The organism is Methylobacterium sp. J-090 (genome assembly GCF_022829345.1).
Lineage (GTDB): Bacteria > Pseudomonadota > Alphaproteobacteria > Rhizobiales > Beijerinckiaceae > Methylobacterium.
This window is the reverse complement of the sequence record NZ_JAKSXV010000094.1, coordinates 21,657-38,074: the sequence shown is the minus strand read 5'-3', so window position 1 is coordinate 38,074 and position 16,418 is coordinate 21,657. Positions and strand designations below refer to the sequence as shown.

Here is a 16,418-nt window from a genome sequence, read left to right as displayed (position 1 = left end):
CGTTTCGCGCCGACCGTTATCTTTTTGGCGCCGACCCCAAGGAAAGTTCGTTTCCGGCAGCCGTGGCGGATGCTTCAGGGTGTCGCGGAGGCCGGCCGGGTGGCGCGGCCGGCACTCTCGGCCGAGCGCCCCTGCGCTTCGTTGCGGCCCCGCGCGCCCACGAGTTCGGCCTCCAGGGCCTTGGTGCCTTCGGCCGATTTCGCCCGGATCGGGCGGGCGGGCGCCGAGACGCCCACGGGCAGGAAATCGCCGCCCTCCTTGCGCGACTCGGCGACGAAGGCAGGGGCCGCCGGCCCCGGCTGGTAGGCAGCCTTAAGGGGGTTGAGGTCGCTCGAGCACGCGCCTGCGAGGCCCGCCACGGCAAGGAGGCAGGCGCCGGTCGCGGCGGCGTGAATCGAGGGCCTGTTCATGACGGATGGGGGCCGATGAAATGCGATGCGGTCTGGCGTAAGTTCGCGATGCCGCGTTAATTTGTCGGAAACGAGGCCCCGAGCCGCCGTCGCCCACCCGGTGCCGGTCTCTCGCGAACGCGCCTCCGGCTAGGGAGAGAAGCACGCGTGACGACCGAACGGACGACGCCGCTGCCCGACATCGACGCCCTGTCGCGCAATGCCAGCCGGCTCATGGAGGAATTCGGGCGCGCCGCCGCCGTCTATATGAAGCCGGCCACGGACGTCGATGCCCTGAACGCCTCGCCCGAGCCGCCCGAGGAGGTCAACGACGTCGTGCGGACGCTGGGCACCGTGGCCGAGCGCTGGCTGGTCGACCCGCAGAAGACCGTCGAGGCCCAGGCCAAGCTGAGCGAGGCCTTCATCAGCCTGTGGGGCCAGACCTGGAACCGCTTCCAGGGCGAGGCGGCCCAGCCCGTCGCCGTGCCGGAGGCCAAGGACACGCGCTTCGCCCATGCCGAGTGGTCGACGAACCCGGTCTTCGACTTCATCAAGCAGAGCTACCTCATCACCTCGCGCTGGGCGGAAGGGCTGGTGGACGAGGCCGACGGGATCGACGAGCACACCCGGCACAAGGCGCAGTTCTACCTGCGCCAGATCGTCGGCGCCCTGTCGCCGTCGAACTTCGTGATGACCAACCCCGAACTCATCCGCCACACCCTGGACGAGAACGGCGCCAACCTCGTTCGCGGCATGAAGATGCTCGCCGAGGACATCGAGGCCGGCAAGGGCCAGCTGCGCGTGCGCCAGACCGACCCGGCGGCGGGCTTCGAGGTCGGCGTCAACGTGGCGGTGACGCCCGGCGAGGTGGTGTTCCGCAACGACCTGATGGAACTCATCCAGTACGCGCCCACCACCGAGACGGTGATCAAGCGCCCGTTCCTCATCGTGCCGCCGTGGATCAACAAGTTCTACATCCTCGATCTCAACCCGGCCAAAAGCCTCATCGCCTGGATGGTCGCGCAGGGCCTGACGGTGTTCTGCATCTCGTGGGTGAACCCGGACGAGCGCCACGCCGACAAGGATTTCGAGAGCTACATGCGCGAGGGCATCGAGGCGGCCATCGACGCCATCGGGATCGCCACGGGCGAGAGCGAGGTGGCGGCGGCGGGCTACTGCGTCGGCGGCACCCTGCTCGCCGTCACCCTGGCGATGCAGGCGGCCACCGGCAACAAGCGCATCAAGAGCGCCACCTTCCTCACCACCCAGGTCGATTTCACCCATGCGGGCGACCTGAAGGTGTTCGCCGACGAGGCTCAGATCCGCCTCATCGAGGCCCGCATGAAGAAGCGCGGCTACCTCGAGGGCACCGGCATGGCGACCGCCTTCAACATGTTGCGGCCCAACGACCTGATCTGGTCCTACGTCGTCAACAACTACGTGAAGGGCAAGGCGCCGATGCCCTTCGACCTCCTGTACTGGAACGCCGACGCGACCCGGATGCCGGCGGCCAACCACTCGTTCTACCTGCGCAACTGCTACCTCGAGAACACCCTGGCCCAGGGCAGGATGATGCTCGGCAACGTCCGCCTCGACCTGAAGAAGGTCACGGTCCCGGTCTTCAACCTCGCCACCCGCGAGGACCACATCGCCCCCGCCCTGTCGGTGTTCGAGGGGTCGAGCAAATTCGGCGGACCCGTCGATTACGTGCTCGCCGGCTCGGGTCACATCGCCGGCGTGGTCAATCCGCCCGCCAAGCCGAAATACGGCTTCTGGACCGGCGGTCCCGTGAGCGGGACCCTGGAGGAGTGGATCTCGGCCGCCACCGAGACCAAGGGTTCGTGGTGGCCGTACTGGTTCTCCTGGCTGGACCATCAGGCCCCCACGCGGGTGCCGGCGCGGGTGCCGGGCGAGGCCGGCCTGCCGTCCCTCGGGCCGGCCCCGGGAACGTATGTGCGGATGAAGGCGTGAACGCCGGGCGGGTCAGCGTGCCGGACCGGGATACCGAGGGGCACGGGAAAGCGGTTCGTGCCGACCCGATCCGGCGCCCGGCACCCCGCCGGTGAACCTCGTCGTGGGTGGTTGTAGAGGGGGGTCAGTGTTCGAGCGACGGCTGGATGACGGCGGGTAGCCGCACCTCCGGTGTGGCCTGTCCGTGGTCCGTCGATGCGACGATGCGATTGCGTCCGGATGTTTTCGCCTCATAGAGGGCTTCGTCCGCCGCCTGAAACAGCGCCCTGCACGCCCGTCGATCCACGGCGGAGCCGCTGGCCAATCCCATGCTGACGGTGACGACCGGCGCCGCGTCGTTGTTCCGATGGGTGATGCCAAGTGCTTCCACCGCACGGCAAAGCCGTTCTGCCAGGGGGTGAAAGGCTTCCATCCGCATGTCGACCGCTGCGATCGCGAATTCCTCACCGCCCATTCTGCCGACCAGGGCGAGCGATCCGCAGGCTTGCGACAGGCAGAGCGCTACGGAGCACAACACCTCGTCTCCTTTGGGGTGGCCGTACGTGTCGTTGAATCGCTTGAAGTAATCGATATCGATCATCGCCACGGACAGGTTGCCGTGGATCGAGTGCGCGAGGGCATCGTCCAGTTGCGCATCGAAGCCGCGACGGTTCGCGATCTGGGTCAACGGATCGATCGCGGCCAGCTTCTCCATCATGGCCTGCTGGCGGGCGATCTGCTCGAGATGGATTTCCTCCCGGAGCATCGTTGCGTAGTTGCGGCGTCGTTCGTTCTGGAGACAGTGGTTTGCCAGGATACTGGTGAACGCTACCATTGCCCCGACGAGCGCATAGGTCGTGACGACGGCGCCGTTGGAGATCGGCGACAGCGTGACCGCAGTGAGCATGCTGGAAAGGCTCACGCCGCAGACGATCGCAGAGGCGAGTGTCGACAGCCCCAATAGGTTGATCGTGAAGCCCATCACAATGATGTTGGCACTGAGATACGTCAGGGCCGCCAGTTTGTACGACTGTGCGAAAAGGATCGAGAAGGTGACACACGCCATGCCCGCCGCGATGGAAGCGGCTGCCTGATAGGTCGCGGCACGACGTTCGGGATCGAGCAAGATCCAGATCATGGAGCAGTTAATCGGGATCGCGATGCCGAGACGCAGGACAAAGCTGGTCCAGAATAGATCGCGGTCAATGTCCCAGTCGAGAACCATCAACAGCAGGAAGTACAGGGTGCCGAGCGACACTCCCACCAGACCGATCCGGCGCTGTGGTTCGCGCTCCTCCCTCGCGAACGTTGCCTCCAGTGCGCCCGGCAGACGGACGAGTCCGAACGATTGGTATCGCGCCAGCCAGGCGTTCAGGTCTTCGACATTCACAGCGCACCCACCTGATGGGACAACCACCGCTGGGTCGTAGCACGGCCGAAAATAACATTTGATTGATGGGAGACTTTTATTTGAATGATTTTGTATCTACATAATAAATATATATAATATTATGATTACTTAATTCATCTTTTAGTCTCATAAGAAGCGTTCGCATCTCTTGATCATTGATTCGGCAAATAGATTTGTCGAACTTCGGCCTTTAATTTCAGATTAGGAATGTCGCCTCTTCGAGGGAGTGGGTTGACTGTCTGCAGGATCGTCTCTCGCGTGCAACGACTGAAGGGTCTTCGGCCCATGTGCGCGTTCGATTGGTCTGCCGACGATCTTTCGATGCTGTCCCGTATTCGGACGGTCCCGAGCGGCGTGCGTCTCGGATCGGACAGCGTCCACGGGGAGGCGGGCGGCAGGACCGAACCGGTTCCGCCGCCCGCCTGAAATCCGCGCCTTCAGTACTTGCGCACGATCGGCGCCGGGGCAGCCACCGCCACGTCCCCGAACACGTAGCGGAAGCCCACCGACACGAGGTCGGCGCTGCCGTCGGCCACGCCCGCGAAGGCGATGTTCTGGACGTTGTAGTCGCGGCCCACCCCCGACAGGATGCGGGCCTTGTCGAGGAACAGGTGCGAGTAGGCGACGTTCAGGGTCAGCTTCTCGCTCCAGCGGTAGCTCGCGCCGACCGAGACGTTGACGCGGTCGGTGTCCGGCAGGCGCACGGAGCGGTTGGAGAAGTCGATGGGCGATTCCTCGTAGGCCACACCGGCGCGGAGCGTCAGGGCCGGCGACCAGTCGTACTCGCCGCCGATGGAGTAGGTGAACCCGTCCTTGTAGTTCAGGGGCAGGACGCTCACCGGCACGCCGCGGGTCTTCGAGACGATGCCGATGGTCCCGAGCCGGGTCCAGTTGTCCCACTCGAACCCGAGGCTGACACGGGCCACGGGCGAGACTGCCTGGGTCAGGCCGACGCTGAGCTTCTCCGGCGTGTTGAGATTGGCCCGGACCTGGCCGCCGAGCGGCGCCAGGGCCAGGAGCGGCACGCCGATGGAGCCCTCGATGTCGTGATGGACCGAGGAGCGGTAGCCGACGCCGAAGGCCGTGCCCGCCCACGGGGTGACGAGGGCGCCCGCCGTGAAGCCGACGCCCCACGAATCGCCCTTGAGGAACGAGCTCGGCAGGGCCGCCGGGTTGATGGGCAGCGGCACCGCCTGGCGCAGGGTGAGGCGGAAATACTCGATGTTCGGGCCTGCGGCGACGGAGAGCCACTCGTTGACCTTGAAGCCGATCACCGGGTTGAAGGCGAGGGTGAAGATCCGGTTGGAGCGGCCGTAGAGTTCGCCGGCCCAGACGTTGCGGGGCTTGGTCACCAGGCCGAACGGGGCGCCCGTCTGGATGCCGATCCAGACCCGGTCGCTGAGCTGGTACGAGGTGGCGCCCGAGGGCACCACGGCACCCTGGCCGATGTCGTTGCTGCCGCCCAGCGGCAGGAAACCCGGGTTGGTGCCGGCCTGCGGGGTGATGTGCCCGGACAGGCCGATGAAGGTGAGGTTCTGCTCCGTGACCCAGCCGGGCCGCATGGTCACGGCGGCCGGGTTCCAGAACATCGACGAGACGCCGCCCGAGCCGGCGGCGGCCCCGGCGAAGGCCTCGCCCTGAGCCTGCGTGCTCTGCTCGCGGATGCCGAACGCGCCGGCGGAGGCGCCCGCGATCCCGCCCAGCAGGATCGCCGACGAGACGCCCGCGCGGGCGATGGACCGAATCGTACCTGCCATGGATCTGCTCCCCAATCGTCGAAATGATGCTCGAAACCGGCATCTTGAGGGGCAGAGTGGCGTACTTGCCGCGACTTCGCAATCGAATGAATAACAAGTATTTATTTCATCTATAATTGATTTATATTTCTATTGCTGAGTAATTATCCTGGCCTTCGTGTATCCGTTCGATGGCCGGTGATTTTGGTTTAGATGTAAACTTTCTCGCGATTGTTCCGGGACTTCCCGCAAAAGTGATCCGCCGCCCGTTTCCGTCGAGGGGTGTCGCATTCCGGCGACACCGGACCGTGGGTTTTTCGTCCGGCGCCGTTTTCGTCACCCTTGCGGCGGAGGTGCGGGTGGGCCATGGCGTCCTCCCGGAGCCACGAGGGAGTGCGCGATGAAACTGATTCGGCATGGTGCGAGCGGCGACGAGAAGCCGGGGCTCGTGGACGCCGCGGGCGGCCTGCGCGACCTGTCGGGGCACGTGCGGGACATCGCGGGACTCGCCCTCTCGCGGGAGGGGCTCGACCGCCTGCGCGTCATTGATCCGGCGAGCCTGCCCCTGCTGGCGCCGGACACGCGCCTCGGCCCCTGCGTCGGGGCCACCGGCAACTTTATCGCGATCGGCCTCAACTACGCCGACCATGCCGCCGAGATCGGCGCCGACATCCCGGCCGAACCCATCGTGTTCAACAAGGCGCCGTCCTGCATCGTCGGGCCGAACGACCGGGTGATCCTCCCCAAGGGCTCGGCGAAGACCGACTGGGAGGTGGAACTCGCCATCGTGGTCGGCGCGCGCGCGTCCTACGTCCACGCCAACGAGGCGCTGTCCTACGTGGCGGGCGTGTGCCTCTGCAACGACCTGTCGGAGCGCGAATACCAGCTCGAACGCGGCGGCACCTGGACCAAGGGCAAGGGCTGCCCGACCTTCGGCCCCCTCGGCCCCTGGCTGGTCACCCTGGACGAGATCCCGCGCCTCGACGCTCTCGGCCTATGGCTCGACGTGAACGGCGAGCGGATGCAGACCGGTTCGACGGCGACGATGATCTTCGGCGTCGCCCAGATCGTCGCCTACCTGTCGCACTTCATGATGCTGATGCCGGGCGACGTCATCACCACCGGCACGCCGCCGGGCGTCGGCATGGGCGTTAAGCCGCCGCGCTTCCTCAGGAACGGCGACGTGATCACGCTGGGCATCGACGGCCTCGGCACCCAGCGCCAGGAGGTGGTGGCCTTCGACGACTGGACCGCCAAGGTGGCGGCGGGCGAGCCGACCCACTGATCGCGCCCAGGCTTGATTTTCCGGCCGGGATTCGCCTTCTGGAGCCATGATCGAGACGATGACCGAGCTTTCCGCTCCCCGCCCCGCCCTGGCGACCTCCGCGATCCGGCACGATTGGACCGTGGCCGAGATCCAGGCGATCCACGACCTGCCGCTCCTCGACCTCGTCTACCGGGCGGCGGAGGTCCACCGCGCGCACAACGATCCGGCCGACATCCAGCGGGCGGCCCTGCTGTCGATCAAGACCGGCGGCTGCCCCGAGGATTGCGCCTACTGCCCGCAATCGGCCCACCACAAGGAGGCCGGGGTGCCGCGCGAGCGGCTGATGCCGGTGGATGCCGTGCTGCGCGAGGCCGCCGCCGCCAAGGCGTCGGGGGCGCATCGCTTCTGCATGGGCGCGGCGTGGCGCCAGCCCAAGGACGGGCCGGAGTTCGACGCCGTGCTCGCCATGGTGCGGGGCGTACGCAACCTCGGCATGGAAGCCTGCGTGACGCTGGGCATGCTCAACCCCTCGCAGGCGACGCGCCTCGCGGAAGCCGGCCTCACCTCCTACAACCACAACCTCGACACCGGGCCCGAGTTCTACGGCGACATCATCTCGACCCGGACCTACGCGGATCGCCTGGACACCCTCCGGAACGTGCGCGACGCCGGCATCGGCGTCTGTTGCGGGGGCATCGTCGGCATGGGCGAGGGCGTGAAGGATCGCGCCGCCATGCTGCAGGTGCTGGCCAATCACGCCCCGCACCCCGAGAGCGTGCCGATCAACGCCCTCGTGGCCGTCGCCGGCACCCCCCTGGAGGCGCGACCGGCCGTCGATCCCCTCGACCTCGTGCGCATGTGCGCCACCGCCCGCATCGTGATGCCGCGCGCCCGCGTGCGCCTCAGCGCCGGGCGCAAGGACCTCACCCGCGAGGCGCAGATCCTGTGCTTTCTCGCCGGCGCCAACTCGATCTTCTACGGCGAGCGCTTGCTGACCACGGCCAACAACGAGACCGACGCCGACGCCGAGCTGCTGCGCGACATCGGCATCACGGTCCCGGGCCTGACCCTGGCGGCGGCCGAGTAGCCCCTACGCCTTCCCCGCCGGCATGGTGATCCGGAAGCAGACGCCCGCCTCCGCCTGATCGAGCGTGATGGTGCCCCCGTTGAGCTCGATCAGTTCGGCGGCGATGGCCAGGCCGAGGCCGGTGCCGCCGGGCCGGGTCGAGCCCTTGAACGGCTCGAACAGGTGCGCCCGCGCCCGCGCCGGCAGGCCGGGACCGTTGTCGATCACCAGGATCGTCACGCTGCCGTCCGTCCGCCGGGCCTCGAGGCTGATCCGGGGGGCGCTGTTCCCGCCCTCGGCCGAGAGAGCCTGCACGGCGTTGCGCACGAGGTTGGCCAGGGCCCGCGAAAGCTGCTCCGGATCGGTGTGGACGGTGATGTCGGGCGCGCAGCGTTCCCGGATGACGACGGGGGAATCCGGCTCCCGACCGGACATGTCCGCCTGGTCCGCGAGGATCGGCGCCAGGGGGACCGTACGCTGCTGGGGATTGCGCTCCGTCGCCCGTCCGTAGGCCAGGGTCTCCTCGCAGAACCGGATCGCCCGCCCCAGGGTCGTCACCAGGCGGGGCGCCACGCGCTGCACCGCCGGGTCGGCCACGCCTTCGAGGCGGTCGCCGAGGAGCTGCGCCGTGGTCAGCAGGTTGCGCATCTCGTGGTTGATCTTGCTCACGGAGAGGCCGAGATCGGCCAGGTGGCGCTTGGCCCGCAACTCGGCGGCGAGGGCCGCCTCCATGCGGGCCAGCGCCACCTCGGCATCGCCGATCTCGTCGTTGCGCCCCGACGGGACGATGACCCGCCCGGTCTCTTCCGGTTCGTCGGCGAAGCTCGTGATGTTGCTGACCAGCAGGCGCACGGGCCGCACGATGGCCCGCTGCAGCACGAGGAAGACGAGGCCGGCGACGACGGCGGCGATGGTCAGGGAGGTCCCCAGCAGCCGCAGGCAGAAGGCCGCCATGGCGCGGCGCAGGGGCGCCTCGTCGAGGACGACCTCCACCGGATCGAACCCCTCGCGGTACTTGCCGATGACCCGGATCGGCGTCGGTGCCGGCTGGAACAGGGTCGCCCACGCGCCGGCGATGGAGTGGGTCCAGGGGTTGGACCGGAGATCGACCACCCGGGACACGCTGTCCGACAGCGGCGCGCGCGCGATGATCCTGCGGGCATCGCCGCTGGTGACGATCACCGCCTGGGCGCCGACGCCGGTCAGAATGCGTTCGGTGAGGTCGACCGAGACGGTGTGATCCGGCGTCGCGTCGATCACGAGGGCCGCCACATAGGCCGCCGCGATCCGGTCCGACAGCCACATCACCCGGTAGTTCGCCACCGTCGGCACGTAGATCAGGATCTCGCACAGGCCCACGAGGGCGATGGTGAGCAGGAACACCCGGCCCGAGAGGCCGAGGCGACGGGAGACCCAGGCGGCCTGCGTCCCGGTCGCTGGTGTCTCCTCGGCGGTGAAGGACGATCCCGTCTGCATGGCCTCCAGTTCCGAGCGCGGTTTCATCGAGATTTCCGACCCCGGCTGGCCCGCGGGAGAGTCTTGAAGCAGGACGATCGGCGAGGGGGTGAGCCTCGGATGCGCCGATCGGTCGTTCGATGCTGTCGAACGACGGGTCGCCCCAAGCGCAATGCGTGTGAAGCCAAATGGATGCATGGCTAAGGGTGTGGTGGACCGGAATAAACTCGGGCCGTGCGATGGATTATAAATGCATGCGCGGACATGCGTCCGTGCCTCATGGGCATCGTCCCGCATCGCGACGCGATCAACCGGACAGCGCTTGGCGGGTGAGGCGGCGCCGCAGGACGACGGACAGCAGGGCGAAGCCCGCCAGGGCGCCGAGACCGGCGACCATCTTGGGCGTGATCAGGCTCCGCAGGGTGAGGGTTTGCGCGCAGTCGAGCCCTGCCGCCGCGTGACAGGCCGCCCGGGCCGCCTCATGGGTGGCGACGACGTCCTCGATGGCGGCCCCCGTGGTGGCGTAGACCAGGGCGCCGGGGCTGAGGCCGACGATCGTCGCAAGGAGGAAGGTGCGCAGGGGAACGCCGAAGGCGGCGGGCGCGAGGTTGGTCAGCCAGAACGGGAAGATCGGCAGAAGCCGCAGGAAGGCGATGTAGCCGAAGGCGTCCCGCCGGAACCCCGCGGCGAGGCCGGCGAGGCGGGGACCGGCGCGACGCCGCAGGAGTTCCGACGCCGGACCCCGGCCGATGGAGAACACGATGGCCGCACCCGTGCTCGCCGAGGCGACGGCGATGAGGGCGCCGGGCACGATGCCGAAGAGAAACCCGCACAGGACCGTGAGGAACAGGCTGGCCGGGACGGAAACCACCACGGCCCCCACATAGGCGAGGGCTGCCACGGCCATGGCCTGGATTGGGTTCTCGGCCACGGCGGCGCTCAGCCAGGCCCGCGAGGCGAGGAGGCGGTCGAGATCGAGAAGGTGGGCTACGCCGGAGACGAGGATCGCCAGGGAGGCCATGACCAGCAGACCGAGCGGCAGCCAGCGCAGGGTCCGTCGCCAGGTCGGCCGAGGCGGCACCTCCGGCGGCGTGTCCTCTCGTGTCATGTCGGGTCCGTCCGATCGGCCTGCGAAGGTGCGTGGTTGTCGTCGCACACCGGCGCGATTTCAACCGCCTTCGGACATACGAAAAAGGCGCCGTCCCGGGGGACGACGCCTTGCTCGCTCGAAACGGTGCCGTCCGCTCAGTAGCGGCCGGCCAGGGGGGAGGTCGGATCGAGGATCGGGTCGAGGGGCGAGAAGTCGATGTTGCGGATCGCGCTCGACCGGGCGCCGATGAACGGGCCGTTGGTGATCGGATCGGCGAGGATGCCGGTGCCGAAGCGGTCGTTGCGGCCGTAGGGCGGGGAGTTCAGGTAGCTCGCCGTGATGAGTTGCGGGTTCGTGGCCGGGTTGCTCACGGAGCCGTTGTTCGCCTCCACGACGTTGCCGGCATCGAGCCAGCTGCGCGGGCGGATGCGGATCGGGAGCGGCTGGCTCACGCGCACGCCGGCGGGGGCATAGCGCCCTTGCGCTTCGGCGGCGGTGTTGAGGCCGACGCCGGCGAGGGTCAGGGCGCCCATCAGGGCAATCGTGGCAGAGCGCATGATGCACCTTGTGTAAATCTGGAGCGATTGTGTAGGCCGAACTCGTTAAGAAACTCGGCCATTCGTATGTGGGGTTGACGTTCGAGCCCCGCCTTGGTTCCACGATTAAGGCTGCGCTTGCGTATTGCGCCGCATTCTGGCCTCATTTTTTCGTGCGCTGCCCGTGGCGAGGGAGCCCGTCCGGGTATCCGGCGGCGGACGGCAGGCGGGATCGCGCCGTCCGGAAAAGCCTGGCGTGTCCGGCGCGGTGGCCATGAGGGCATCGACGGCACAGGCCACGGCGCGGGGCTCCGGCGCCTGGCCGAGGGGCGCGCAGAGCCAGCCGTCGAACCGGAGGGCCGCGCCGGCCGAGCCGGCAAAGCCCGTGCAGATCCGGTCGAGGGGGCCGCTGACCGTCGCCTCCAGGGTCTCGACGGCGCCGAACTTCGTCTCGATGCGCCCGCGCTCGCCCGTGCGGATCACCGATAGTCCGGGGCCGTCCGCGGCGCGCCGGGCGAGGGTGATGAACAGGCGTCCGGCCGGGTCGCCCGGCCCGGCCTCGCCGACGGTGACGCGCAGGTAGGGCGCCTCGATGTTGGGGAAGGCGCCGAGGCTCAGGGTTTCCTCGCGCCGGCCGCTGGCGGAATCGAGGCGCACGGCCTCGGTCCGGGCCGGCTCCCCGGCCCCGGAATCGTCGAGGCGGAAGCGCGGCGCCGCGACGGCACTCGGCATCGCCGGCCGGACGGCGAGGCTCACGCTCGGGACGAAGGGTGCCGGCGCCTCCGAGACGGCCGCCGGAGCGTCGCGCTCGGACCTCGCGCCCTGCGGACGGGTCTCGCGCGCGAGCAGGCTCAACCCGGCGATGATGGCCGCGGCACAGGCGAGGCGCGGGAGAATCCGCAGGGCCGCCGCCGGGCGCCGCCGGGGATCGGCCGGGCCGGTCTCCGGCGTTCTGTCGTCGCTCGTGGTGATCTGCCGCAACCGCACCGCCTCCGCTCGGGACCGCCCATTGCGGCGATCCTTGCAGGCCGGCCGGTACGATCCGGTTTCGACAGGGCGCGGCGGCGGCGGTTTTCCCGAGTCGCGGTGAATCGCTGCTTAAGCGTCGCGGGCTCGACCCATGCGATGACGGCATGACGGGGGGCGCTTGCGCCCGCGCGCACCCGTCGCGATCTCATGGACGGGGGTATTGCGATCCGTCTTCCGGATCGATGAAGGACAGCCACACGATGATTCCGCTTTCCGTCCTCGACCTCGCGCCGGTGCCGGAAGGGGCGACCCCGGGCGATGCCCTGCGCAACGCCCTCGCGCTCGCCCGCCACACCGAAGACCTCGGCTATCGGCGCTACTGGGTGGCCGAGCACCACAACATGATCGGCATCGCCAGCGCGGCGACGGCGGTGGTGGTCGGCTATCTCGCGGCCGGTACGCGCACCATCCGGGTCGGGGCCGGCGGCATCATGCTGCCGAACCATTCGCCCCTGGTGATCGCCGAGCAGTTCGGCACCCTCGAGGCCCTGTATCCCGGCCGGATCGACCTCGGCCTCGGCCGCGCGCCGGGCACCGATCCGCGCACCTCCAGGGCCCTGCGCCGCGCGCCCGAGGCGGCCGACACCTTCCCGCAGGATGTCCGCGAACTGCAGGCCCTGTTCGGCGATCTCCAGCCCGGCCAGACGGTGCAGGCCGTGCCCGGCACCGGGTTGAAGGTGCCCCTGTGGATTCTCGGATCGAGCCTGTTCGGCGCGCAGCTCGCCGCCGCCTTCGGCCTGCCCTACGCCTTCGCGTCGCATTTCGCGCCCGACGCCCTGCTGCCGGCCCTGGCGACCTACCGGGCGAACTTCGTCCCCTCCCCCCAGTTGGCGGCACCGCATGCGATGATCGGCGTCAACGTGGTAGCGGCGGAGACCGATGCGGCGGCGCGGCGGCTGTTCACCTCGGCCCAGCAGCAATTCACCCACCTCCTGCGCGGCACGCGGGGCCTACTGCAGCCGCCCCTCGACGACATCGAGACCTACTGGTCGGCATCGGAAAAGGCGCAGGCCTCCCGGATGCTGGCCCGCTCCCTCGTCGGATCGCCCGAGACCATCGCGCGCGGGCTCGCCGACCTCGTCGCCGAGACGGGCGCGGACGAACTCATGGTGGCGTCGGCGATCCACGATCCGGCGGCACGCCGGCGCTCCTACGCGCTCCTCGCCGAGGTGCGCGACGGCCTGGAACACCGGCCCGCCCGCGTCGCCTGAACACCCCTCCCGGGAGTGGTGAACCCTTGACAGGCCCGGGGGCAAGGCGTCTTGCTCCCGCGCTTCACGACTCATGCCGCAACGCGGCATGGGACGGCATGCCGGATGTCCCGGGATGTGCGACCTCCGCGGCCGGCAGGCAGCCGCGCTGCCCGTCCCGGGTGGTGCGGCGCACGGTGAGGAGGCCCTTAGGACGGCGCCCAGGTCCCGAACGCTGCCGCTTGGCTTCAGTCGAGCGCCGTCCCGGGATCGGGCGCTTCGAGCGGAGTGGTGAGGATCATGGGTTACAAGGTCGCCGTCGTCGGTGCCACGGGCAATGTGGGCCGCGAGATGCTGGATATCCTGTCCGAGCGGGCCTTCCCCGCCGACGAGGTGGTGGCCATCGCCTCGCGCCGCTCCATGGGGCAGGATGTCTCCTTCGGCGACAAGATCCTGAAGGTGCAGGCGCTCGATTCCTACGACTTCTCCGACACGGACATCTGCCTGATGTCGGCGGGCGGCGAGACCTCGAAGGAATGGTCGCCGCGCATCGGTCAGACCGGCTGCGTCGTCATCGATAACTCGTCGGCGTTCCGCTACCACCAGGACGTGCCGCTCATCGTGCCCGAGGTGAACCCGGACGCGATCCTGGGCTTCTCCAAGCTCAACATCATCGCCAACCCGAACTGCTCGACGGCCCAGCTCGTCGTTGCCCTGAAGCCGCTCCACGATGTCGCGAAGATCACGCGCGTCGTGGTCTCGACCTATCAATCGGTCTCGGGTGCCGGCAAGGACGCCATGGACGAGCTGTTCCAGCAGACCCGCTCGGTCTTCACCGCCGGCCAGATGGTGCAGGAGAAGTTTCCGAAGCGCATCGCCTTCAACGTCATCCCTCAGATCGACGTCTTCATGGAAGATGGCTTCACGAAGGAAGAGTGGAAGATGATGGCCGAGACCAAGAAGATGCTCGACCCGAAGATCAAGCTCACGGCCACCTGTGTCCGCGTGCCGGTGTTCATCGGCCACGCCGAGGCGGTCAACGTCGAGTTCGAGAGCCCGATGTCGGCCGACGAGGCCCGGGCGATCCTGCGCTCGGCGCCCGGCATCCTCGTGGTCGATAAGCGCGAGCCCGGCGGCTACATGACCCCGCACGAGGCGGCGGGCGAGGACGCCACCTACATCTCGCGCATCCGCGAGGACGCCACCGTGGAGAACGGCTTGGCGTTCTGGTGCGTGTCGGACAACCTGCGCAAGGGCGCCGCCCTCAACACCGTGCAGATCGCCGAGATGCTGGTGAACCGGAAGCTGCTGCCGCGCCATCAGGCCGCCTGAGGCCCCTCCCCGGTCCATTACGGACCGGGGACTCGACGAGCACGATCGACGCCGTCCCGTTCGCGGGGCGGCGTTTTGCGTTCGGGGACCCGCTCGGCGGTCGACGGACCGAAACCGAATCTCCTAGAATAATTTCCTATTTCATGCATCTTACGGTAGAACATTTCATGAACAAAGGTGTTCGTCATGCCAGTGCGCGACCGAGATTTCCGCCCCCGGACGACGGATGATCGCGATGAGATGCGGCTTCGCCTCGCCCTCCTGACCACGGAGACGAAGCTGCTCCGCGTCCGCCACCTGATGCGGAAGTACGACCCGAATCAGCCTCGCGTTCCAGCCGGTCAGGGCGGCGGCGGACAATGGAGTCCGCCCGGCGGCGGAAACGGTTCGCCCGGGCAGATCCAGCAGCGGACGTTGCTCGATGGTGGCGGTGAGGTCCTCACCCTGCGCATTCGCTCCCGCCGCGACGCGGGGGACGAACAGCACCGGGTCATCACCCCCGGCGGCGACAGCCGCCTGTTCGAGAACTCGGGCGACACCCAGACGATCCGCGACGGACAATCCGGCGAGATCCTCTCGCGCGGGACGTTTCTAGGAGCGGGTGCGCCACTCGATGCGACGGTGCAGCCGGTCTTCCTGCCGTTCGTCGTTGTCCCCGCCGTCGCAGCGACGCTGGAAGCGGCCGCGTTCCTGTTCACCTACCTCGCGGCCCATGGGCCGAGTTTCGGGAAGGCGCCCGGTACGACCGCCCTGCGTTACGACTTCGCCACGGATGTGGACAAGAAATATCCGTTGATCTGGGTCGGACCGGTCAGCCAAACGATGCTCAATCAGGCGTGTCCCCTCAATCGCGAGGTGCAGGCGGTGGTGAATGAGGCGGCGAAGCGATTGCGAGCACTATATCCCCATCTGGATAATACGAGACTTGGCAATTTGATCCATTACGACGTGGCGGCGACATTTAGGAAATTAGGGTATCCTAATGTTAAAGTTGAACTCTCCCTCGATACATCGGGATTCGAGATACGCTATGGTGCACCAAGGTCAGTACGTCTCGATCTTTATGAATTGACTCCAGAAGATATGGTTTGCACATATGATCATAAGACCGGAGAGGCGGAGCTTGATCCAGAGCGGGCTCTTCGCTTGGCAAGAACCGCGAAAAAGCACTTTCCGCAAGCAAGAGGCGTCATCATGATTCAGATCAAGCCACAACCTTGACGACGAAGCAGCAGATCAAGGACCTCGTCCGGCCGCTCTTGGAGAGAAACTCGGATCTCACCATAATTGGTCGCGATACGCTTTGGCTCCGACCGGTGGGATCGGTCGGACGGCTGGTGCTCATCGACCGAACAAGCCGGGCGGAGTGCTGTCGGGTCAGCTGGTACCTGTCCGAATTCTTCATGCCCAGTGCTTATTCCTGGGACAGGCTCGGCCGCTGCAATGATCTGATAAGCCGCTCCGCAGGGTTCGAGGGAGGGCAAGGTTGGTACTGGTCCGATCCGACCATCTACACGGACATCGTGACCCGCGTGGAAGCGGACGCCCTCGCGACGCTTCGGCCTTTGCGCACCGCGCGCGCGTGCCTCGAATTCGCCCGCACGCGTCGGGCCACGATTGGATATCTCGACGCGCATTGGCATCTCTTCGCCCACATCGCGCTCGGGGAACTCGACGCGGCGCGGGCGATGTGGGCGAAGTCCCGGGGGTTCTATCGTCCAGGCCGCATCATGGACGAACCCATCCATCAGCTGGAATATGACCGCTTCTGCCTGATCGACGTGCCGCTGATGGCCGACGACCGGGCGGGGCTGGCCGTCCTCCTACATCGGTGGGAGGCGGAGAACATCGTCGGCAGCCCCCTCGAACCTCATTGGGTCAAAGAATTGCTGCCCCTCGAAGAAGAGTGATCCGTGGGTGGCGCACGAAAAAGCCGGCGGCGTCGCGAGGACACCGCCGGCTCTTTC

14 protein-coding genes are annotated in these 16,418 nt (G+C 67.7%); 7 read left to right on the top strand and 7 right to left on the bottom strand.

Going from position 1 to position 16,418, the window contains the following annotated elements; translation table 11 throughout:
* Positions 1 to 74: 74 nt before the first annotated feature.
* Positions 75 to 410, bottom strand: coding sequence for a hypothetical protein (locus MKK49_RS16655; RefSeq protein ID WP_244030395.1), 336 nt, complete (start codon positions 408 to 410; stop codon positions 75 to 77).
* A gap of 147 nt (positions 411 to 557) precedes the next feature.
* Here MKK49_RS16655 and MKK49_RS16650 point away from each other — a divergent pair, with 147 nt between their 5' ends.
* Positions 558 to 2,360, top strand: coding sequence for a PHA/PHB synthase family protein (locus tag MKK49_RS16650; RefSeq protein WP_244030393.1), 1,803 nt, complete (start codon positions 558 to 560; stop codon positions 2,358 to 2,360).
* A gap of 124 nt (positions 2,361 to 2,484) precedes the next feature.
* On the opposite strand, the gene MKK49_RS24705 is transcribed toward MKK49_RS16650, so the two are convergent.
* Both MKK49_RS24705 and MKK49_RS16640 read right to left on the bottom strand, forming a co-directional pair.
* On the bottom strand, positions 2,485 to 3,729 hold the full coding sequence (locus tag MKK49_RS24705; RefSeq protein WP_244030391.1) for a sensor domain-containing diguanylate cyclase: 1,245 nt from the start codon (positions 3,727 to 3,729) through the stop codon (positions 2,485 to 2,487).
* A gap of 458 nt (positions 3,730 to 4,187) precedes the next feature.
* On the bottom strand, positions 4,188 to 5,507 hold the full coding sequence (locus MKK49_RS16640; RefSeq protein ID WP_244030389.1) for an OmpP1/FadL family transporter: 1,320 nt from the start codon (positions 5,505 to 5,507) through the stop codon (positions 4,188 to 4,190).
* Between the two features lie 379 nt (positions 5,508 to 5,886).
* Here MKK49_RS16640 and MKK49_RS16635 point away from each other — a divergent pair, with 379 nt between their 5' ends.
* Together MKK49_RS16635 and bioB are read left to right on the top strand one after the other, a co-directional pair.
* On the top strand, positions 5,887 to 6,771 hold the full coding sequence (locus MKK49_RS16635) for a fumarylacetoacetate hydrolase family protein (RefSeq protein ID WP_244030387.1): 885 nt from the start codon (positions 5,887 to 5,889) through the stop codon (positions 6,769 to 6,771).
* A 46-nt stretch (positions 6,772 to 6,817) separates the two neighbouring features.
* The gene (gene bioB, locus MKK49_RS16630) at positions 6,818 to 7,840 is read left to right on the top strand and encodes a biotin synthase BioB (protein ID WP_244030385.1); all 1,023 of its coding nucleotides are present in this window, start codon (positions 6,818 to 6,820) and stop codon (positions 7,838 to 7,840) included.
* Positions 7,841 to 7,843: 3 nt separating this feature from the next.
* On the opposite strand, the gene MKK49_RS16625 is transcribed toward bioB, so the two are convergent.
* From MKK49_RS16625 to MKK49_RS16610, 4 genes are all read right to left on the bottom strand, one after another.
* Positions 7,844 to 9,322 (bottom strand): sensor histidine kinase, encoded by a 1,479-nt coding sequence (locus MKK49_RS16625; protein WP_244030383.1) that lies wholly within the window; start codon positions 9,320 to 9,322, stop codon positions 7,844 to 7,846.
* A gap of 259 nt (positions 9,323 to 9,581) precedes the next feature.
* Positions 9,582 to 10,382 carry a TVP38/TMEM64 family protein gene (locus MKK49_RS16620; RefSeq protein ID WP_244030381.1) on the bottom strand — a complete coding sequence of 267 codons (801 nt, stop codon included), beginning with the start codon at positions 10,380 to 10,382 and terminating at the stop codon, positions 9,582 to 9,584.
* A gap of 137 nt (positions 10,383 to 10,519) precedes the next feature.
* Positions 10,520 to 10,921 carry a hypothetical protein gene (locus MKK49_RS16615; protein WP_244030379.1) on the bottom strand — a complete coding sequence of 134 codons (402 nt, stop codon included), beginning with the start codon at positions 10,919 to 10,921 and terminating at the stop codon, positions 10,520 to 10,522.
* Between the two features lie 105 nt (positions 10,922 to 11,026).
* Positions 11,027 to 11,881, bottom strand: a complete 855-nt coding sequence (locus tag MKK49_RS16610; RefSeq protein WP_244030377.1) for a hypothetical protein — start codon at positions 11,879 to 11,881, stop codon at positions 11,027 to 11,029.
* Positions 11,882 to 12,129: 248 nt separating this feature from the next.
* On the opposite strand from MKK49_RS16610, the gene MKK49_RS16605 reads away from it, so the two are divergent.
* The 4 genes from MKK49_RS16605 (at position 12,130) to MKK49_RS16590 (ending at position 16,361) form a co-directional block, all read left to right on the top strand.
* On the top strand, positions 12,130 to 13,140 hold the full coding sequence (locus MKK49_RS16605) for an LLM class flavin-dependent oxidoreductase (protein ID WP_244030375.1): 1,011 nt from the start codon (positions 12,130 to 12,132) through the stop codon (positions 13,138 to 13,140).
* A 279-nt stretch (positions 13,141 to 13,419) separates the two neighbouring features.
* Entirely contained in the window at positions 13,420 to 14,451 is a 1,032-nt protein-coding gene (locus MKK49_RS16600; protein WP_056094434.1) for an aspartate-semialdehyde dehydrogenase, read from the top strand.
* Between the two features lie 240 nt (positions 14,452 to 14,691).
* Positions 14,692 to 15,672, top strand: a complete 981-nt coding sequence (locus MKK49_RS16595; RefSeq protein ID WP_244030373.1) for a hypothetical protein — start codon at positions 14,692 to 14,694, stop codon at positions 15,670 to 15,672.
* On the top strand, positions 15,669 to 16,361 hold the full coding sequence (locus tag MKK49_RS16590; RefSeq protein WP_244030370.1) for a hypothetical protein: 693 nt from the start codon (positions 15,669 to 15,671) through the stop codon (positions 16,359 to 16,361). The genes MKK49_RS16595 and MKK49_RS16590 overlap by 4 nt, the downstream gene beginning before the upstream one ends.
* Positions 16,362 to 16,418: the final 57 nt, after the last annotated feature.

Excerpts from the sequence above, each read along its gene's own strand:
- MKK49_RS16655 (WP_244030395.1), bottom strand. The coding sequence starts at position 410 with ATGAACAGGCCCTCGATTCACGCCGCCGCGACCGGCGCCTGCCTCCTT.
- MKK49_RS16640 (WP_244030389.1), bottom strand. The coding sequence starts at position 5,507 with ATGGCAGGTACGATTCGGTCCATCGCCCGCGCGGGCGTCTCGTCGGCG.
- MKK49_RS16635 (WP_244030387.1), top strand. The coding sequence starts at position 5,887 with ATGAAACTGATTCGGCATGGTGCGAGCGGCGACGAGAAGCCGGGGCTC.
- bioB (WP_244030385.1), top strand. The coding sequence starts at position 6,818 with ATGATCGAGACGATGACCGAGCTTTCCGCTCCCCGCCCCGCCCTGGCG.
- MKK49_RS16625 (WP_244030383.1), bottom strand. The coding sequence starts at position 9,322 with ATGAAACCGCGCTCGGAACTGGAGGCCATGCAGACGGGATCGTCCTTC.
- MKK49_RS16620 (WP_244030381.1), bottom strand. The coding sequence starts at position 10,382 with ATGACACGAGAGGACACGCCGCCGGAGGTGCCGCCTCGGCCGACCTGG.
- MKK49_RS16615 (WP_244030379.1), bottom strand. The coding sequence starts at position 10,921 with ATGCGCTCTGCCACGATTGCCCTGATGGGCGCCCTGACCCTCGCCGGC.
- MKK49_RS16605 (WP_244030375.1), top strand. The coding sequence starts at position 12,130 with ATGATTCCGCTTTCCGTCCTCGACCTCGCGCCGGTGCCGGAAGGGGCG.
- MKK49_RS16600 (WP_056094434.1), top strand. The coding sequence starts at position 13,420 with ATGGGTTACAAGGTCGCCGTCGTCGGTGCCACGGGCAATGTGGGCCGC.
- MKK49_RS16595 (WP_244030373.1), top strand. The coding sequence starts at position 14,692 with ATGCGGCTTCGCCTCGCCCTCCTGACCACGGAGACGAAGCTGCTCCGC.